General features: G+C 35.2%; 14 protein-coding genes and 5 tRNA genes. All 19 read right to left on the bottom strand.

Translation table 11 applies throughout. The annotated features are described in order from the left end of the window. Positions 1–13 precede the first annotated feature (13 nt). Positions 14–328, bottom strand: a complete 315-nt coding sequence (locus tag GBO31_RS25330; RefSeq protein WP_219011429.1) for a DUF3467 domain-containing protein — start codon at positions 326–328, stop codon at positions 14–16. 69 nt (positions 329–397) lie between these two features. Continuing rightward, positions 398–4699 carry a DNA-directed RNA polymerase subunit beta' gene (gene rpoC, locus GBO31_RS25325; RefSeq protein WP_219011428.1) on the bottom strand — a complete coding sequence of 1434 codons (4302 nt, stop codon included), beginning with the start codon at positions 4697–4699 and terminating at the stop codon, positions 398–400. A gap of 95 nt (positions 4700–4794) precedes the next feature. Further along, the gene (rpoB, locus tag GBO31_RS25320; protein WP_219011427.1) at positions 4795–8604 is read right to left on the bottom strand and encodes a DNA-directed RNA polymerase subunit beta; all 3810 of its coding nucleotides are present in this window, start codon (positions 8602–8604) and stop codon (positions 4795–4797) included. Between the two features lie 127 nt (positions 8605–8731). Continuing rightward, positions 8732–9106: a 50S ribosomal protein L7/L12 gene (rplL, locus tag GBO31_RS25315; protein ID WP_219011426.1), complete on the bottom strand. Its 375-nt coding sequence runs from the start codon at positions 9104–9106 to the stop codon at positions 8732–8734. A gap of 68 nt (positions 9107–9174) precedes the next feature. Beyond that, positions 9175–9696: a 50S ribosomal protein L10 gene (gene rplJ / locus GBO31_RS25310; RefSeq protein ID WP_219011425.1), complete on the bottom strand. Its 522-nt coding sequence runs from the start codon at positions 9694–9696 to the stop codon at positions 9175–9177. Between the two features lie 15 nt (positions 9697–9711). Then, positions 9712–10407 carry a 50S ribosomal protein L1 gene (rplA, locus tag GBO31_RS25305; protein ID WP_219011424.1) on the bottom strand — a complete coding sequence of 232 codons (696 nt, stop codon included), beginning with the start codon at positions 10405–10407 and terminating at the stop codon, positions 9712–9714. A gap of 17 nt (positions 10408–10424) precedes the next feature. Continuing rightward, positions 10425–10862, bottom strand: a complete 438-nt coding sequence (gene rplK, locus GBO31_RS25300) for a 50S ribosomal protein L11 (RefSeq protein ID WP_219011423.1) — start codon at positions 10860–10862, stop codon at positions 10425–10427. 77 nt (positions 10863–10939) lie between these two features. After that, positions 10940–11494 (bottom strand): transcription termination/antitermination protein NusG, encoded by a 555-nt coding sequence (nusG, locus tag GBO31_RS25295; protein WP_219011422.1) that lies wholly within the window; start codon positions 11492–11494, stop codon positions 10940–10942. Positions 11495–11497: 3 nt separating this feature from the next. Then, positions 11498–11695 carry a preprotein translocase subunit SecE gene (secE, locus tag GBO31_RS25290; protein WP_219011421.1) on the bottom strand — a complete coding sequence of 66 codons (198 nt, stop codon included), beginning with the start codon at positions 11693–11695 and terminating at the stop codon, positions 11498–11500. Between the two features lie 92 nt (positions 11696–11787). Further along, positions 11788–11860: transfer RNA gene (locus GBO31_RS25285), tRNA-Trp, on the bottom strand. Positions 11861–11918: 58 nt separating this feature from the next. Beyond that, a complete protein-coding gene (gene tuf, locus GBO31_RS25280; RefSeq protein ID WP_219011420.1) occupies positions 11919–13106 on the bottom strand; it encodes an elongation factor Tu in 1188 nt (395 codons plus the stop codon). A gap of 58 nt (positions 13107–13164) precedes the next feature. After that, positions 13165–13236: transfer RNA gene (locus GBO31_RS25275), tRNA-Thr, on the bottom strand. Between the two features lie 125 nt (positions 13237–13361). Then, positions 13362–13434, bottom strand: a tRNA-Gly gene (locus GBO31_RS25270). Positions 13435–13467: 33 nt separating this feature from the next. Beyond that, positions 13468–13550 (bottom strand) — tRNA-Tyr (locus GBO31_RS25265). 122 nt (positions 13551–13672) lie between these two features. Further along, a tRNA-Thr gene (locus GBO31_RS25260) sits at positions 13673–13746 on the bottom strand. 101 nt (positions 13747–13847) lie between these two features. Further along, entirely contained in the window at positions 13848–14150 is a 303-nt protein-coding gene (hpf, locus tag GBO31_RS25255; RefSeq protein WP_219011419.1) for a ribosome hibernation-promoting factor, HPF/YfiA family, read from the bottom strand. A 67-nt stretch (positions 14151–14217) separates the two neighbouring features. Then, positions 14218–15108, bottom strand: coding sequence for a tyrosine-type recombinase/integrase (locus tag GBO31_RS25250; protein ID WP_219011418.1), 891 nt, complete (start codon positions 15106–15108; stop codon positions 14218–14220). 124 nt (positions 15109–15232) lie between these two features. After that, positions 15233–15427, bottom strand: coding sequence for a 30S ribosomal protein S21 (gene rpsU, locus GBO31_RS25245; protein WP_034242830.1), 195 nt, complete (start codon positions 15425–15427; stop codon positions 15233–15235). A gap of 195 nt (positions 15428–15622) precedes the next feature. Further along, on the bottom strand, positions 15623–16960 hold the full coding sequence (locus GBO31_RS25240) for an alpha-amylase (protein WP_343211350.1): 1338 nt from the start codon (positions 16958–16960) through the stop codon (positions 15623–15625). Between the last annotated feature and the right edge of the window lie 9 nt (positions 16961–16969).

Raw genomic sequence — 16969 nt, 5'->3', positions numbered from 1 at the left:
ACTAAAATTTGTTTTAAGCTTGTCCAGTAGGCCCAAAATTTAAAGGAATTGGTGGCTGCTCATAATCTTTTATTTCTCCATGAGCAGCTTCAAATCGTGCTACATTATCACCTAAAGCCTTTAGTAATCTTTTTGCATGCTGTGGCGTTAAAATGATTCTACTCTTTACCTTACTTTTAGGTCTTCCTGGCATAATATTCACAAAATCAACAACGAATTCCGAAACAGAATGATTGATGATTGCAAGATTACTATATACTCCATCTGCTATAGCATCATCCAATTCAATATTTAATTGATTTTGTTTTTGTTTCTTTTCTTCTGCCATCTTTTACTATTATTTAAAAAACAATGTTTATTAAAAACAGAAAGCCTGCCAATTGGCAGGCTTTACAAATTAATTATAATTTACTTCTTGTCGTTGTTCCATTCGATCTTCGAATTCTTCTTTGGAACCTACTATGATACTTTCGTAACTTCTCATACCTGTTCCAGCAGGAATTCTATGTCCAACGATTACATTCTCTTTCAATCCTTCTAAATCATCAACTTTACCACTTACCGCAGCTTCATTAAGAACCTTGGTAGTTTCCTGGAAGGATGCCGCAGAGATAAATGATTTAGTTTGAAGTGATGCTCTTGTAATACCCTGAAGTATTGGAGTTGCAGTAGCAGGAGTAACATCTCTAGCTTCTACTAAGTTCTTATCTTCTCTTCTTAAGATAGAATTCTCATCTCTCAATTCTCTAGGAGAAACAATCTGACCAGCCTTTAAATTTTCACTATCACCTGCATCTTCAACCACCTTCATTCCGAATATAGCATCATTCTCCTGAATAAAATCAGATTTATGTACCAATTGATTTTCTAAGAAAATAGTATCTCCTGGATCTTGAATTCTAACTTTACGCATCATCTGACGTACTACTACTTCAAAGTGCTTGTCATTAATTTTCACACCTTGTAGTCGATATACTTCCTGAACTTCATTAACCAAATATTGTTGAACAGCAGAAGGTCCTTTGATTTTCAAAATATCTTCTGGAGTAACTGAACCATCTGATAATGGCATACCTGCTCTTACAAAATCATTCTCTTGAACAAGAATCTGATTCGATAATTTAACAAGATATTTCTTGATCTCTCCTATTCGTGATTCTACGATAATCTCACGGTTACCACGTTTGATTTTACCAAACGAAACTACACCATCGATTTCACTTACCACTGCTGGATTAGAAGGGTTACGTGCCTCAAATAACTCAGTCACACGAGGAAGACCTCCTGTAATATCCCCTGCTTTTGCAGATTTACGCGGTATCTTCACTAAGATCTTACCAACCTTAATCTTATCATTATCATCTACCATAAGGTGCGCACCAACAGGAAGGTTATAAGAACGAAGTACTTCATCTCCACTTCCCATTATAAGAAGGGTAGGAATCTTTTTCTTATCACGTGATTCAGAAATTACTTTCTCCTGGAATCCAGTTTGCTCATCTATTTCAACTTGATAAGTAACACCTTGTTCTACATTTTCATATTTTACTTTACCAGCAAATTCTGAAATAATCACACCATTATATGGATCCCACTGACAGATACTTTGATCTTTTTCTACCATATCACCGCTATTAATAAATAACTGTGACCCATAAGGAATTAAATTGGTACTAAGTACAATCTTAGTTTTTGGATCTATAATTTTAATCTCAGATGTACGAGAAATCACAACATCAATTTCATTTCCTTCAGAATCTTCACCTTTAACGGTCTTCAATTCTTCTATTTCAGCTTTACCAGCAAATTTAGATTTTAGTTGATTTTCTTCAGAAATGTTACTTGCAATACCTCCTACGTGGAAAGTACGTAATGTAAGCTGCGTACCTGGCTCTCCAATAGATTGAGCAGCAACAACACCTACAGCTTCTCCAATTTGCACTGTTTTACCAGTAGCAAGATTACGTCCGTAACACTTCACACAGATTCCTTTCTTAGCCTCACAAGTAAGCGGAGAACGAACTTCTACAGACTCCACTGGAGAATCCTCAATAATTTTAGCAGTTGCATCATCAATTTCTACGCCTGCTTCTACTAATACTTCTTGAGTTAAAGGATTTATAACATCTACCAATGAAGTTCTACCCGCAATTCGTGGAGCAAGACCTTCTATAATTTCCTCATTTTTCTTTAAAGGAGTAACCTCTACACCTCTTAATGTTCCACAGTCCTCTATGTTTACGATAACGTCCTGAGCAACATCTACCAAACGACGTGTAAGATATCCTGCATCTGCTGTCTTTAATGCAGTATCTGCAAGTCCTTTACGAGCACCGTGTGTAGAGATAAAGTATTCAAGAATCGAAAGACCTTCTTTAAAGTTAGAAAGAATTGGGTTTTCAATAATTTCTCCACCTGCAGAATTCGATTTCTTTGGTTTTGCCATCAATCCACGCATTCCAGTAAGCTGACGGATCTGTTCTTTAGATCCCCTTGCTCCAGAATCAAGCATCATATATACCGAGTTGAAACCTTGTTGATCTTCACTAATACGCTTCATTGACAATTCTGTCAATTGCGAATTTGTAGACGTCCAAATATCAATAACCTGATTATAACGCTCATTATTAGTAATAAGACCCATGTTATAGTGAGATACAATACCATCCACTTTTTCATTGGCTTCAGCAATCATGCTCGTCTTTTCTTCAGGAATAATAATATCCCCTAAACTAAAGGATAGACCACCTCTGAAGGCAAATTCATAACCTAATGTCTTGATTTCATCTAAGAATGAAGCAGTTTCTGGCACACTTGTAACTTTAAGAATACCGCCGATAATATCTCGCAAAGACTTTTTAGTCAATACTTCATTTATATATCCTGCTTTCTCAGGTACTTTTTCATTAAATAAAACTCTACCTGTAGTAGTTTCTATAATCTTCGTTACAAGCTCTCCATTTTCATCGATATCTTTCGTTCTAACTTTAATATTAGCGTTGATATCTAATCTTTTCTCATTGTAAGCAATAACTACTTCCTCTGGAGAATAGAAGGTTAAGTCTTCTCCTTTGATTTCTAATTCTGGAGTTGATCTACGAGACTTTGTCATGTAGTATAATCCAAGAACCATATCCTGAGAAGGTACTGTTACCGGCGAACCATTTGCTGGATTCAGAATGTTATGAGAAGCCAACATTAATAACTGCGCTTCCAAAATTGCTTCTGGCCCTAATGGTAAATGCACCGCCATCTGATCCCCATCAAAATCTGCATTAAATGCAGTACATACCAATGGGTGTAACTGTATCGCTTTACCTTCGATTAATTTAGGCTGAAAAGCTTGAATACCCAATCTGTGAAGCGTAGGAGCACGGTTAAGTAATACTGGATGCCCTTTAAGAACATTTTCTAAGATATCCCATACTACAGGCTCTTTTCTATCTATTATTTTCTTAGCTGATTTTACAGTCTTTACAATACCACGCTCAATCAATTTTCTGATTACAAATGGCTTGTATAATTCTGCCGCCATATTCTTTGGTAAACCACACTCGAATAATTTCAACTCTGGTCCTACAACAATTACAGAACGTGCTGAATAATCCACACGCTTACCTAATAAGTTCTGACGGAAACGACCTTGCTTACCTTTTAATGAATCAGATAAGGATTTTAATGGTCTGTTAGAATCTGTTTTTACAGCAGAAGCTTTACGAGTATTGTCAAATAAAGAATCTACAGACTCCTGTAACATACGCTTTTCATTACGTAAAATCACTTCAGGAGCTTTGATTTCCATTAAACGCTTCAAACGATTATTACGTATGATAACTCTACGATATAAATCATTTAAATCCGAAGTAGCAAAACGACCTCCATCTAATGGTACTAATGGACGTAATTCTGGTGGAATTACAGGAACCACTTTAAGAATCATCCATTCTGGACGGTTCTCTCTATTTTTGTTTGCATCACGTAAAGACTCTACAACCTGAAGACGCTTTAAAGCCTCTGTTTTACGTTGCTTAGAAGTCTCATTATTTGCTTTATGTCTTAATTCGTATGATAATTCATCAAGATCAATTCTTTTTAAGATTTCAATAAGGCATTCTGCCCCCATCTTAGCGATGAATTTATTCGGATCAGTGTCATCAAGGTACTGATTTTCCTGAGGAAGGCTATCTAAGATATTAAGATATTCTTCTTCTGTAAGGAAATCCATTTTCTGAACAGCTTCTCCTTCTTCATTCTTTGCGATACCAGGTTGAATAACCACATATCTTTCGTAATAGATAATCATATCCAACTTCTTAGAAGGAAGTCCTAATAAATATCCAATTTTGTTAGGTAAAGAACGGAAGTACCAAATATGTGCTACAGGAACAACTAGATTAATATGTCCTACACGGTCTCTTCGAACTTTCTTTTCCGTTACTTCTACTCCACATCGATCACATACGATCCCTTTGTAACGAATTCTTTTATATTTACCACAAGCACACTCAAAATCTTTTACAGGTCCGAAGATGCGCTCACAGAACAAACCATCACGTTCAGGTTTGTGAGTACGATAATTGATAGTTTCAGGTTTTAAAACCTCACCTTGAGACGCTGCTAAAATCGACTCTGGAGAAGCTAAACCTATAGAGATTTTATTAAATCTCTTTACTGTATTCTTATCATTATTTCTTGCCATAATATATGGTTACTTAAGAATTATTGTAATTTAAATTTGAATAATAAATGAGTATCGTACCCTTAGCATTTACCAAGGGCACGATTGCCTCCATATTATTCTTCTAATCTGATATCCAGACCAAGACCTTTCAATTCATGCATTAATACATTAAATGATTCCGGTAATCCAGGTTCTGGCATAGGCTCACCTTTTACAATACTTTCGTATGTTTTAGCTCTTCCTATTACATCATCAGATTTAACAGTCAATATCTCACGAAGAGTAGCAGAAGCACCGTATGCCTCTAATGCCCATACCTCCATCTCTCCAAAACGCTGACCTCCAAACTGTGCTTTACCACCAAGTGGTTGTTGCGTAATCAATGAATATGGACCAATAGAACGTGCGTGCATCTTATCATCTACCATATGCCCTAATTTAAGCATATAGATAACACCTACAGTTGCCGGCTGATCAAAACGATCTCCTGTACCTCCATCATATAAATATGTATGTCCAAATCTTGGAATACCCGCTTCATCCGTAAATTCATTAATCTGATCTAAGGAAGCTCCATCAAAAATTGGTGTAGCATATTTTCTACCTAATTTCTGACCAGCCCAACCTAATACGGTCTCATAAATCTGACCAATATTCATACGAGAAGGTACCCCTAATGGATTCAATACAATATCTACTGGTGTTCCATCTTCTAAGAATGGCATATCTTCTTCTCTTACGATACGTGCAACGATACCTTTATTACCGTGACGACCTGCCATCTTATCTCCTACTTTAAGTTTACGCTTTTTAGCAATGTAAACTTTAGCAAGTTTTATAATTCCAGAAGGTAATTCATCTCCAACAGAGATTGTAAATTTCTCTCTTCTTAAATTACCTTGTAAATCATTTTCTTTAATCTTAAAGTTATGAATCAAATCAGCCACCATCTTATTTAGATGATCATCTGTCGTCCAAGTACCTTTAGTTAGGTGAGCATAATCATCAACGCTATTAAGCATTTTCTGAGTAAACTTCTTTCCTTTCGGAAGCACTTCTTCACCTAAATCATTTATAACTCCTTGAGAAGTTTTTCCTCCAACAATTACAAATAATTTATCTACTAATTCAGCTTTAAGTAATGCAAATTTAGCATCGTAAGATCTTTCTAAAATTGAAATATCTTCTTTGTCCTGAGAACGTTTACGCTTATCTTTAATTGCTCTAGCGAATAACTTCTTATCAATTACAACTCCGTGTAAAGAAGGAGAAGCTTTCAATGAAGCATCTTTAACATCACCTGCTTTATCACCGAATATCGCTCTCAATAATTTTTCTTCTGGAGTAGGATCACTTTCTCCTTTTGGAGTAATCTTACCTATAAGTATATCTCCTGGTTTGATTTCCGCACCGACACGGATCATTCCATTCTCATCTAAATCTTTGGTAGCCTCTTCAGAAACATTAGGAATATCATTAGTTAATTCTTCATTACCTAATTTTGTATCTCTTACTTCTAATGAATACTCATCAATATGAATAGAAGTAAAGATATCATCTCTTACTACTTTTTCAGAAATTACAATCGCATCCTCAAAGTTATACCCTTTCCAAGGCATAAAGGCTACTTTCATATTTCTACCTAAAGCTAACTCTCCATTTTCAGTAGCATATCCTTGACATAAAACCTGACCTTTAGTAACTCTATCTCCAGCTCTTACGATTGGTTTCAGGTTAATAGAAGTTCCTTGGTTTGTTTTACGGAACTTGATAAGATTATAAGTTTTAGAATCACTATCAAAACTTACCATTCTTTCTTCCTCAGTTCTATCATATTTAATGATAATTTTCTGAGCATCTACGTATTCAACAACACCTTCTCCTTCGGCGTTTATCAATACTCTTGAATCGGAAGCTACTTGTCTTTCTAATCCAGTACCTACAATTGGTGCGTCAACTCTTAATAATGGAACTGCCTGACGCATCATATTCGATCCCATCAAAGCACGGTTTGCATCATCATGCTCTAAGAAAGGAATCAATGAAGCCGAAATAGAAGCAATCTGATTTGGTGCAACATCTGCATAATTTACATTATCAGGTTCAATAACTGGGAAGTCACCTTCCATACGTGCAATTACTTTATCACTTTCTATAGTACCATCTTCTTTTAACGGAAGATTGGCTTGCATGATTAATTTTTCTTCTTCTTCCTCAGCACTTAAATATCTAAATTCTTCTAAGTTTACCTTTCCATTTTCTACTTTTCTATAAGGAGTTTCTAAGAATCCCATAGAATTCACTTTGGCAAAAACAGCCAATGAAGAAATTAATCCAATATTTGGTCCTTCAGGAGTTTCAATTGGACACAAACGACCATAATGTGTATAGTGAACATCTCGAACCTCAAAACCAGCTCTCTCTCTAGATAAACCTCCAGGTCCTAATGCAGAAAGACGACGTTTATGTGTAATCTCCGCTAATGGATTCGTTTGATCCATAAACTGAGATAACTGATTGGTTCCAAAGAATGAATTAATTACAGAAGATAAGGTCTTTGCGTTAATTAAATCTATCGGAGTAAATACTTCATTATCTCTTACATTCATACGCTCACGAATAGTACGAGCCATACGTGCTAAACCAACTCCAAATTGCTGTGATAATTGCTCACCTACAGTTCTAACACGACGATTAGAAAGGTGATCGATATCATCAATTTCTGCTTTAGAATTGATAAGCTCAATCAAATATTTAATTATGGTAATAATATCTTCTTTAGTAAGCACTTGCTTATCCATTTCGATATTAAGACCTAATTTCTTATTCATTCTATAACGACCAACTTCACCTAAGTTATAACGCTGATCAGAAAAGAATAATTTGTCAATAATACCTCTTGCAGTCTCCTCATCAGGCGGTTCTGCATTACGTAATTGACGATATATATGTTCTACTGCTTCTTTCTCAGAATTTGTAGGATCTTTTTGTAATGTATTGTGGATGATTGCATAATCTCCTTTTTGATTGTCTTCTTTATGAAGTAAAATAGTTTTTGCTCCAGAATCTACAATCTCATCTAGGTGATCTTTATCAAGAACTGTATCACGATCTAATACAATCTCATTTCTTTCAATAGAAACTACTTCTCCTGTGTCTTCATCTACGAAATCTTCATGCCATGTATTCAAAACACGAGCGGCCAATTTGCGACCTAGTACTTTCTTCAATCCAGATTTAGAAACTTTTACTTCCTCTGCAAGGTCAAAAATCTCTAAAATATCTTTATCTCTCTCAAATCCAATTGCACGGAAAAGAGTAGTTACTGGTAATTTTTTCTTTCTATCAATATAAGCGTACATAACGCTATTGATATCTGTTGCAAACTCTATCCAAGAACCTTTAAAAGGTATTACTCTGGCAGAATATAATTTAGTTCCATTTGCATGGAAAGATTGTCCAAAGAAAACACCTGGTGATCTGTGTAATTGAGAAACTACTACACGTTCTGCTCCATTGATACAAAATGTACCACTAGGAGTCATATAAGGTATAGTACCTAAATATACATCCTGAACGATAGTTTCAAAGTCTTCGTGCTCAGGATCTGTACAGAAAAGTTTTAGACGTGCTTTTAACGGAACACTATAGGTAAGTCCTCTCTCTATACACTCCTGTAAATCATATCTTGGAGGATCTACAAAATAATCTAAAAATTCTAGTACAAATTGATTACGTGTATCTGTAATCGGGAAGTTTTCCATGAAGGTGTTATAAAGACCCTCGTTTCCTCTTTCTTCTGACTTTGTTTCTAATTGAAAGAAATCTTGAAAAGATTTAATCTGAATATCTAGGAAGTCCGGATACTCAGGTCTGTTCTTTACGGAAGAAAAATTCAATCTTTCAGTTTGCGTTGCTAACATCAATGGACGGAATTAAATTAAAATTTTAAAAATAACGTATGATAACCTAACAGTCATATACGCAAAATGGTTTAGACCTCAGAGAAAATTCTCCAGGTCTAAACCTTTATGTCAATATATGGTAAGCTTACTTAAGCTCAACCTCAGCTCCAGCCTCTTCTAATTGAGCTTTAAGAGCTTCTGCTTCATCTTTTGCTACTCCTTCTTTGATTGCACTTGGAGCACCATCAACTAATCCTTTAGCGTCTTTAAGACCAAGACCAGTTAATTCTTTTACTAATTTAACAACAGCTAACTTAGCACCTCCTGGAGCTTTAAGGATTACGTCAAATTCTGACTTCTCCTCAGCGGCATCTCCACCACCACCAGGTCCAGCTTGAACAACTGCAGCAGCAGCAGCAGGCTCAATACCATACTCATCTTTTAATATATCAGCTAATTCATTAACTTCTTTTACTGTTAAGTTAACTAATTGTTCTGCGAATTCTTTTAAATCTGCCATTTTCTATCGTTTTAAATAATTTTTTTTAATTGAAATATAATTTGTTAAAAAGTGCGTACACGCTTATACTATCCTTCTTTCTCGGATAATGTTTTAAGGATTCCAGCTATAGTACCACCACCTGATTTTAATGCTGAAATAACATTCTTAGCTGGTGATTGTAATAAGCCAATAATATCTCCGATAACTTCTTCCTTAGACTTGATATTTACAAGTGCTTCAAGGTTTTCGTCACCTACAAAGATTGCTTCTTCAACAAAAGCTCCTTTTAATAAAGGTTTCTCAGATTTCTTACGAAACTCTTTGATTACTTTTGCTGGAGCATTACCAGTTTCAGAAAACATAATAGAAGTGTTCCCTTTTAATACATCTGGCAATTCTCCGAAATCCTTATCTGAATTCTCCATTGCTTTAGCAAGGAGTGTATTCTTAATAACTTTTAATGAAACGTTAGCTTTAAAACAAGCTCTACGTAAATTTGAAGTTGTTCCTGCATCTAATCCCGAAATATCAGCTAAATAGATATTAGAATTTTCGGCTAACTGAGCAGTTAAGTCTTCAATTACTTGTGATTTTTCTTCTCTTGTCATAATCGTCTATCTTAATTACCCAGCAAAGTTTTTAGAATCTATTTCTACTCCAGGACTCATTGTTGATGAGATATAAATTGACTTTATATAAGTTCCTTTAGCAGCTACAGGCTTTAACTTTACTAATGTTGTCAATAATTCTTTAGCATTTCCGGCAATTTTATCAGCAGAAAAAGAAGACTTTCCTATTGCAGCATGTACAATTCCCGTCTTATCCACTTTAAAATCGATTTTACCTGCTTTTACATCAGAAACAGCCTTCGAAATGTCCATTGTTACTGTTCCTGTTTTTGGGTTAGGCATTAATCCACGAGGACCTAAAACACGTCCTAATGGCCCTAATTTACCCATAACGCTAGGCATTGTGATGATCACATCTACATCAGTCCATCCACCTTTAATTTTATCAAGGTACTCATCAAGGCCAACAAAATCAGCACCAGCTTCTTTAGCTTCCGCTTCTTTGTCCGGAGTTACTAATGCAAGAACCTTAACATCCTTTCCTGTTCCGTGTGGTAACGTTACCACACCTCGTACCATTTGATTTGCTTTACGAGGATCTACGTTCAAACGAACCGCTAAATCCACAGAAGCATCAAAATTTACGTTTGTTATTTCTTTTACTAGAGTAGAAGCCTCTTCTAATGTATAAGCTTTATTCTTATCTACTTTAGCTCTAACTTCTTTTTGCTTTTTAGTTACTTTTGCCATTTTCTACACGTTTTGGATTAAAAAGGAGCTTCTCCTTTTACATTAACACCCATTGAACGAGCGGTACCAGCAATCATTTTCATAGCTGACTCAACAGTAAATGCATTTAAATCCTGCATTTTATCTTCTGCGATCGTACGAACTTGATCCCAAGTAACACTAGCTACTTTCTTACGGTTTGGCTCTCCTGAACCCTTCTTTGTTTTTGCTGCTTCCAGTATTTGAACTGCCGCAGGTGGAGTTTTAATAACAAAGTCAAAAGACTTGTCTTTATAAACACTAATAACAACAGGTAATACTTTACCAGCTTTATCTTGTGTTCTACCATTGAATTGCTTACAGAATTCCATGATATTTACTCCGGCAGCACCTAAAGCAGGTCCAACTGGTGGGGATGGATTAGCCGCTCCTCCACGTACCTGAAGTTTTACAACCTTACTTATCTCTTTAGCCATTTTTCTAATTTTAAATTAGAATTGCTCTATAAAGTGGAAGCAATAAGAACAATTCAGAATATATAATGTAACAATTATTATACTTTTTCTACTTGCATATAACTTAATTCTAATGGTGTTTTTCTTCCGAAAATCTTTACCATCACCTCAAGTTTACGCTTCTCTTCATTTACTTTTTCAACGGTTCCGTTAAATCCATTAAAAGGACCATCAATAACTTTTACCGTTTCACCAACAGTGTAAGGAATAGCAACATTGTCTGTTTTTACAGCAAGTTCATCCACCTTACCTAGCATTCTATTAATCTCAGCTTTTCTCAGTGGCACGGGATCTCCTCCTTTTACCTCACCAAGAAAACCAATAACTCCATTAATAGATTTTATAATATGTGGTATCTCTCCTGATAAATTTGCCTCTATCATTACGTAACCTGGAAAATAAACTCTTTCTTTATTTATTTTCTTCCCATTACGAATCTGTACTACTTTCTCCGTAGGAACTAAAATTTGAGACACATAATCTTCCATTCCTAAATGAGCAATTTCTCTCTCAATATAGTCCTTTACCTTATTCTCTTGCCCACTTACGGCACGAACAACGTACCATTTTTTTGTATTACTAACCTCAGCCATTTTTTATGATTTAACTAAAGTAAAATAATATTCTATCAAATTGCTAAATACTGTATCTACTCCCCAGATGGCCAAAGAAAAGATAACAGAAAAAACTATAGTAACTAATGTAAGCCTTTGTGCTTCTGCCCAAGGAGTCCAAGTCACATGATTTTTCAGCTCATTGTATGATTCCGTAATGTAATTTATTAATCCAGCCATCTTATTATTCTTTAAAATGACAAGTACATTGCCATTATCAAATTCGTTATAAAAATCTTATGTCAAAACCTAAGATATCAATCCTTTCATTGCACGGGTTGAGAGGCTCGAACTCCCGACACCTGGTTTTGGAGACCAGTGCTCTACCAACTGAGCTAAACCCGTATACATAAGTCAAGGTATTCGTCGTAACGAATACCTCTCCTTATATTATAAATATTGTTTAGTCTAAAATTTCGGTTACCTGACCAGCACCTACTGTTCTACCACCTTCACGGATAGCAAAACGAAGACCTACATTCATTGCGATTGGTTGGATAAGATCAACAGTAATTGTTAAGTTATCCCCAGGCATTACCATCTCTACTCCATCAGGAAGTGCAATGTTTCCAGTTACGTCAGTTGTACGTACGTAGAACTGAGGACGGTAATTATTATGGAATGGAGTGTGACGTCCACCTTCTTCTTTCTTAAGGATATAAACCTCAGCTTTGAATTTCTTATGTGGAGTTACAGACCCTGGCTTAGTGATTACCATACCACGAGAAATCTGAGTCTTTTCAATACCTCTTAATAAGATACCAGCGTTATCTCCAGCTTCACCTCTATCAAGGATTTGACGGAACATCTCGATACCAGTTATAGTAGAAGTTAACTTCTCAGCTCCCATACCGATGATCTCTACAGGGTCTCCAGTATTAGCAATACCAGTTTCAATACGTCCAGTTGCTACTGTACCACGACCAGTAATAGAGAATACATCTTCGATTGGCATTAAGAAATCTTTATCAATTTCACGTAATGGCTCCTCAATCCAAGCATCAACTTCTTTCATTAATTCAAGAACAGTATCAACCCACTTTTGCTCACCATTAAGAGCTCCAAGAGCAGAACCAGCTACAACAGGCCCATTATCTCCATCATACTCATAGAAAGAAAGAAGATCTCTTACTTCCATCTCTACTAATTCTAATAATTCCTCATCATCAACCATGTCCACTTTGTTAAGGAACACAACAATTCTAGGAATACCTACCTGACGTCCTAATAATATATGCTCACGAGTTTGTGGCATTGGTCCATCTGTAGCAGCAACCACTAAGATCGCACCGTCCATTTGAGCAGCACCTGTTACCATGTTCTTTACATAATCGGCGTGACCTGGACAGTCAACGTGCGCATAGTGACGATTAGCTGTTTGGTATTCTACGTGAGACGTATTAATAGTAATACCTCTTTCTTTTTCTTCCGGAGCGTTATCAATAGTATCAAAATCTCTAGCCTCTGAAAGACCAGCATCAGCTAATACTTTAGTAATCGCAGCCGTTAAAGTTGTTTTACCGTGATCTACGTGTCCAATAGTACCAATATTTAAGTGCGGTTTGGAACGATCAAAAGTTTCCTTTGCCATAATTAATTTATTTAATCTTAGTTATATATTAGTGTTCAATTAATGCTTCTGAACTAAGAGCCAATGACGAGATTTGAACTCGTGACCTCTTCCTTACCAAGGAAACGCTCTACCCCTGAGCTACACCGGCTTTTTAAAGTACAGAATGATAAACCAGAGTTCTTCATTTACTATCGAAAGAAAACCGATTCATCATTATTTTTATTTTAAAAATCCAATGCCAATAATGCATCAAGATTAGCTCTGTGCTTTTAGAGCGGGAGACCGGGTTCGAACCGGCGACATTCAGCTTGGAAGGCTGACGCTCTACCAACTGAGCTACTCCCGCTTTTACAATCCTAAAAAATAAGAATTGAAGGTGTGGGGAGAGCAGGATTCGAACCTGCGAAGGTAAAAACCAACAGATTTACAGTCTGTCCTCGTTGGCCGCTTGAGTATCTCCCCAAATAATTCACTAATTTAATACTGAACTTTTCAATTTCGAAGCGCAAAAGTAAACAAATATTTTACAATTCAAAATTAAATTTTAAAAGTGTTAATTTCTTTCAAAAAAACCACTTTTAAAGAGCCGATAGAGGGACTCGAACCCACGACCTGCTGATTACAAATCAGCTGCTCTAGCCAGCTGAGCTATATCGGCTTTTCACTATGTTTTTGAACATAAAAAAGTCCGCTATTTCTAACGGACTGCAAATGTATAGAATTTATTTCTTACACAAAACATTTTTTAAAAAAAAATCATCAAACATGTGCATTTAATTTTTCTTTCCGTTTTCGAAGCTGTCTTTCTAAAGAACTAACACACTCATCCACACCTTCTTCAAAGGTTTTATTTATTTTTTTAATAATAAACTCGTCTCCAGGAACACTTAATAAAATTTCAGTAATCTTATTCTCTTTTCCACTTGTATTCATAACTTTCAAAAAAACATCTGCATAAATAATACGACTAAAATGATTTTCTAACTTATCCAATTTTGCCTGTGTGAAATTTACAAGTTTCTGATCTGCATTAAAATTTACGGATTGCAAGTTTACTTTCATAGGTGATATTTTAATTGGTTGAACAAATTTTTAAAGCCTAAAAGAAAGAAGAACGATTGCCTCCATATTACTTTTTATTCCTAGGATGAGATTTCTTATATACTTTTGCTAGCTGTGCCACACTCTGATAAGTATAAACTTGTGTAGCAGCTAAGCTAGAATGACCAAGTAATTCTTTTACAGCATTTAAATCAGCACCTTCATTAAGGAGATGTGTCGCAAATGAATGTCTGAGTATATGCGGACTCCTTTTTACCTTAGAAGATACCTTACTAAAATAACTATTTATGATTCGATAAACAAGCATTTCGTAGATTTTAACTCCTTTTTCAGTAAGTAACAACTCTAAATTACCATCCACCCCTACAACATCTTTTCGTAGTTCTAAATACAATTTAGCAGTTTCAATGATTGAAGGTATTAGAGGAACATACCTTTCTTTATTACGCTTACCCACAACTTTAACCAGACAAGCATTAAAATCAATATCACTTACCTTAAGGTTAACCAATTCAATTCTACGCATTCCAGTAGCATAAAAAAGCTCAACGATTAACCGATCTCTAACACTTTTGAAATCCCTTCCCTCTTCCAACACTTTCAAAACATCATCTACTTCGGTATCAGAAAAAGGGATTTGCATTTTTTTAGAAACTTTAAGAGCTTGATGTTTAGCTAGAGGAGATTTTTCAATAATCTCTAGCTTCAACAAAAACCTATAATATGCTTTAAGCGATGAAACTTTCCTATTAATAGTTCTATTAGAAACATCCTTATCAACCAAACTTACTATCCAAGAACGGATTTGCGAATAGTTAGATTTCGACATATCCTCGTTTCCATATTCTTGCAAATAAAAGTTAGAAAAAGATTCTAAATCTGTTTGATATGCAGTAACTGTGTGTTTAGAGTATTTTTTTTCCAGCAGTAAATAATCAACAAACTCTTTTATAAACATAAAAAACCATTAGAAGACAAAAGTATAAAACTTTTAGCTTCCAATGGTCCTTAATTTATATAGTAAAAAACGAAGTATGATTTTTCCTTAAGAAAAACCTATAAACACAACGTTTTACATTTAATTAAATTTCTTCTTGATCTCTTAAGTGCTGAATATACTGCGCTTTTTGAATCTGAGCTCTACGCTCTACAGAAGGCTTTGTAAATGCTTGACGCTTTCTAAGCTGACGCATAGTTCCTGTTCTGTCGAATTTACGTTTAAAACGCTTTAACGCTCTATCTATATTTTCTCCGTCTTTAACTGGTATAATTAACATAGTGGCACCTCCTTTCTTTAAAAATTAGGATGCAAATATACTACAAAAGTATTATCTACAAAGTTTTTTTTAATTATTTTAATGTAGAGCTTTTTAATAGACTAATTCTTATTCTACAAAAAGTCTTATAATTACCTGATTTAGGAAATCATAAGACTTTTGCATATCATTTATTTAAGCTAGTTCTAATAAATATTATTTTAGAGCCCATACTGTATATCCTTTTGGTGGCGCCTGTATTTTAACCCATCTTCCACCTTGAGTTACAGGCTCCCAACCAGAGCTTCCTGTATAATCTTTTATTCTTCGACTAGACCAATTTGTTTGAACCCATCTTTCTTTCCAAGAATTGGAGTTATTTATATATACGATAAGACCATTCTTTCCATACCCTCCATTTCTTCTTGCAATATATTCATCATTATCAGTCCATAAATTTGTAGTACTTCCTCCTGCTAAATTATTATGAATCCATATTAAGTTATTCATTTTATTTTTATCTAACCAATCTTCATAATCTCTATAAAAAATCGCAGGATATCCTTCGTGCGTTAAAATATATGCGTATGCCAATATTTTATTGTTATAGATTTCATCAGTATCATGATTAGCAACAAAAGTTACCGCCCTACTAGCATTTCTTTTCCAAAGCATATCGCCACTTAGTGCATTGAGATTATTACCTACAAAAGCATCTCTCATTTTATAATAACATCCGAAATCAAAAGCAGACATTTGCGCTTGATCTGTCCACCATTTTAGTGTATTCACATTTCCATCCCAATATTCTCCAACTCCAAATACTCCTGTTGATCTTCGAAATTCTTTTGCAACCCATGGAGCAAAGCCTTTTACATAATCAAATCTATAACCATCAAATCCCATAGTATTCTTATAATATTTTGCTACAGAATTATTCCTCTTCCATAACCAGTCTTGCACATATGATTTATTGTGACTTAAATCAGGAAAACCTCCAAAAATACCACTATCAGAATTGTATGCTTCATTTGGATGGAAATCGTATTTTGTTCTATTAAACTTATTAGACATTGGATTAAACAAGGTATATGTATTCTTACCCGCAAATTCATTCGGCTCTAAATCTCCTCCACTGTTATGATTGATAACGATATCCGCTATAACGTTTAGCCCATTATTATGTGCTCTGGAAATTAACGACTCTAGTTCTGATCTAGACCCAAATCTCGTTTCTCTACTTCCCATCTGATCAAATTCTCCAAAATCATAATAATCAAAAGGATCGTATCCCATAGAAAAAGGACCGTTTTGCGCTTTACTAACAGGTGGTAACCATATCGCATCGATACCTGCATTACTCCAGGAACTAACCTTTCCTTTTACGACATTCCACCAGGTACCGCCAGCAGGAACATCCCAATAAAAAGCTTGCATCATTACTCCTGACCCAATAGTTTTAAGACCAGCACGAGAAACAACCGATTCTTCCGGCTTTATAGATTCTTCTTCTACAGAATCCAAGATCTCGTCTTTTTCTACAGCATCCAAGATCTCGTCTTT

The sequence above is a fragment of the Aquimarina litoralis genome, assembly GCF_019295435.1.
Taxonomy (GTDB): Bacteria; Bacteroidota; Bacteroidia; order Flavobacteriales; family Flavobacteriaceae; genus Aquimarina; species Aquimarina litoralis_A.
Note: the sequence above shows the minus strand (reverse complement) of the source record. Positions and strands in the feature narration are given on the sequence as shown.

Coding starts and splice junctions, on each gene's coding strand:
- rplJ (WP_219011425.1), bottom strand. CDS start 9,696: ATGACAAGAGAAGAAAAATCACAAGTAATTGAAGACTTAACTGCTCAG.
- GBO31_RS25250 (WP_219011418.1), bottom strand. CDS start 15,108: ATGTTTATAAAAGAGTTTGTTGATTATTTACTGCTGGAAAAAAAATAC.
- rpoC (WP_219011428.1), bottom strand. CDS start 4,699: ATGGCAAGAAATAATGATAAGAATACAGTAAAGAGATTTAATAAAATC.
- rpsU (WP_034242830.1), bottom strand. CDS start 15,427: ATGTTAATTATACCAGTTAAAGACGGAGAAAATATAGATAGAGCGTTA.
- nusG (WP_219011422.1), bottom strand. CDS start 11,494: ATGGCTGAGGTTAGTAATACAAAAAAATGGTACGTTGTTCGTGCCGTA.
- secE (WP_219011421.1), bottom strand. CDS start 11,695: ATGGCTGGATTAATAAATTACATTACGGAATCATACAATGAGCTGAAA.
- hpf (WP_219011419.1), bottom strand. CDS start 14,150: ATGAAAGTAAACTTGCAATCCGTAAATTTTAATGCAGATCAGAAACTT.
- GBO31_RS25330 (WP_219011429.1), bottom strand. CDS start 328: ATGGCAGAAGAAAAGAAACAAAAACAAAATCAATTAAATATTGAATTG.
- rpoB (WP_219011427.1), bottom strand. CDS start 8,604: ATGTTAGCAACGCAAACTGAAAGATTGAATTTTTCTTCCGTAAAGAAC.
- rplL (WP_219011426.1), bottom strand. CDS start 9,106: ATGGCAGATTTAAAAGAATTCGCAGAACAATTAGTTAACTTAACAGTA.
- rplA (WP_219011424.1), bottom strand. CDS start 10,407: ATGGCAAAAGTAACTAAAAAGCAAAAAGAAGTTAGAGCTAAAGTAGAT.
- rplK (WP_219011423.1), bottom strand. CDS start 10,862: ATGGCTAAAGAGATAAGTAAGGTTGTAAAACTTCAGGTACGTGGAGGA.
- tuf (WP_219011420.1), bottom strand. CDS start 13,106: ATGGCAAAGGAAACTTTTGATCGTTCCAAACCGCACTTAAATATTGGT.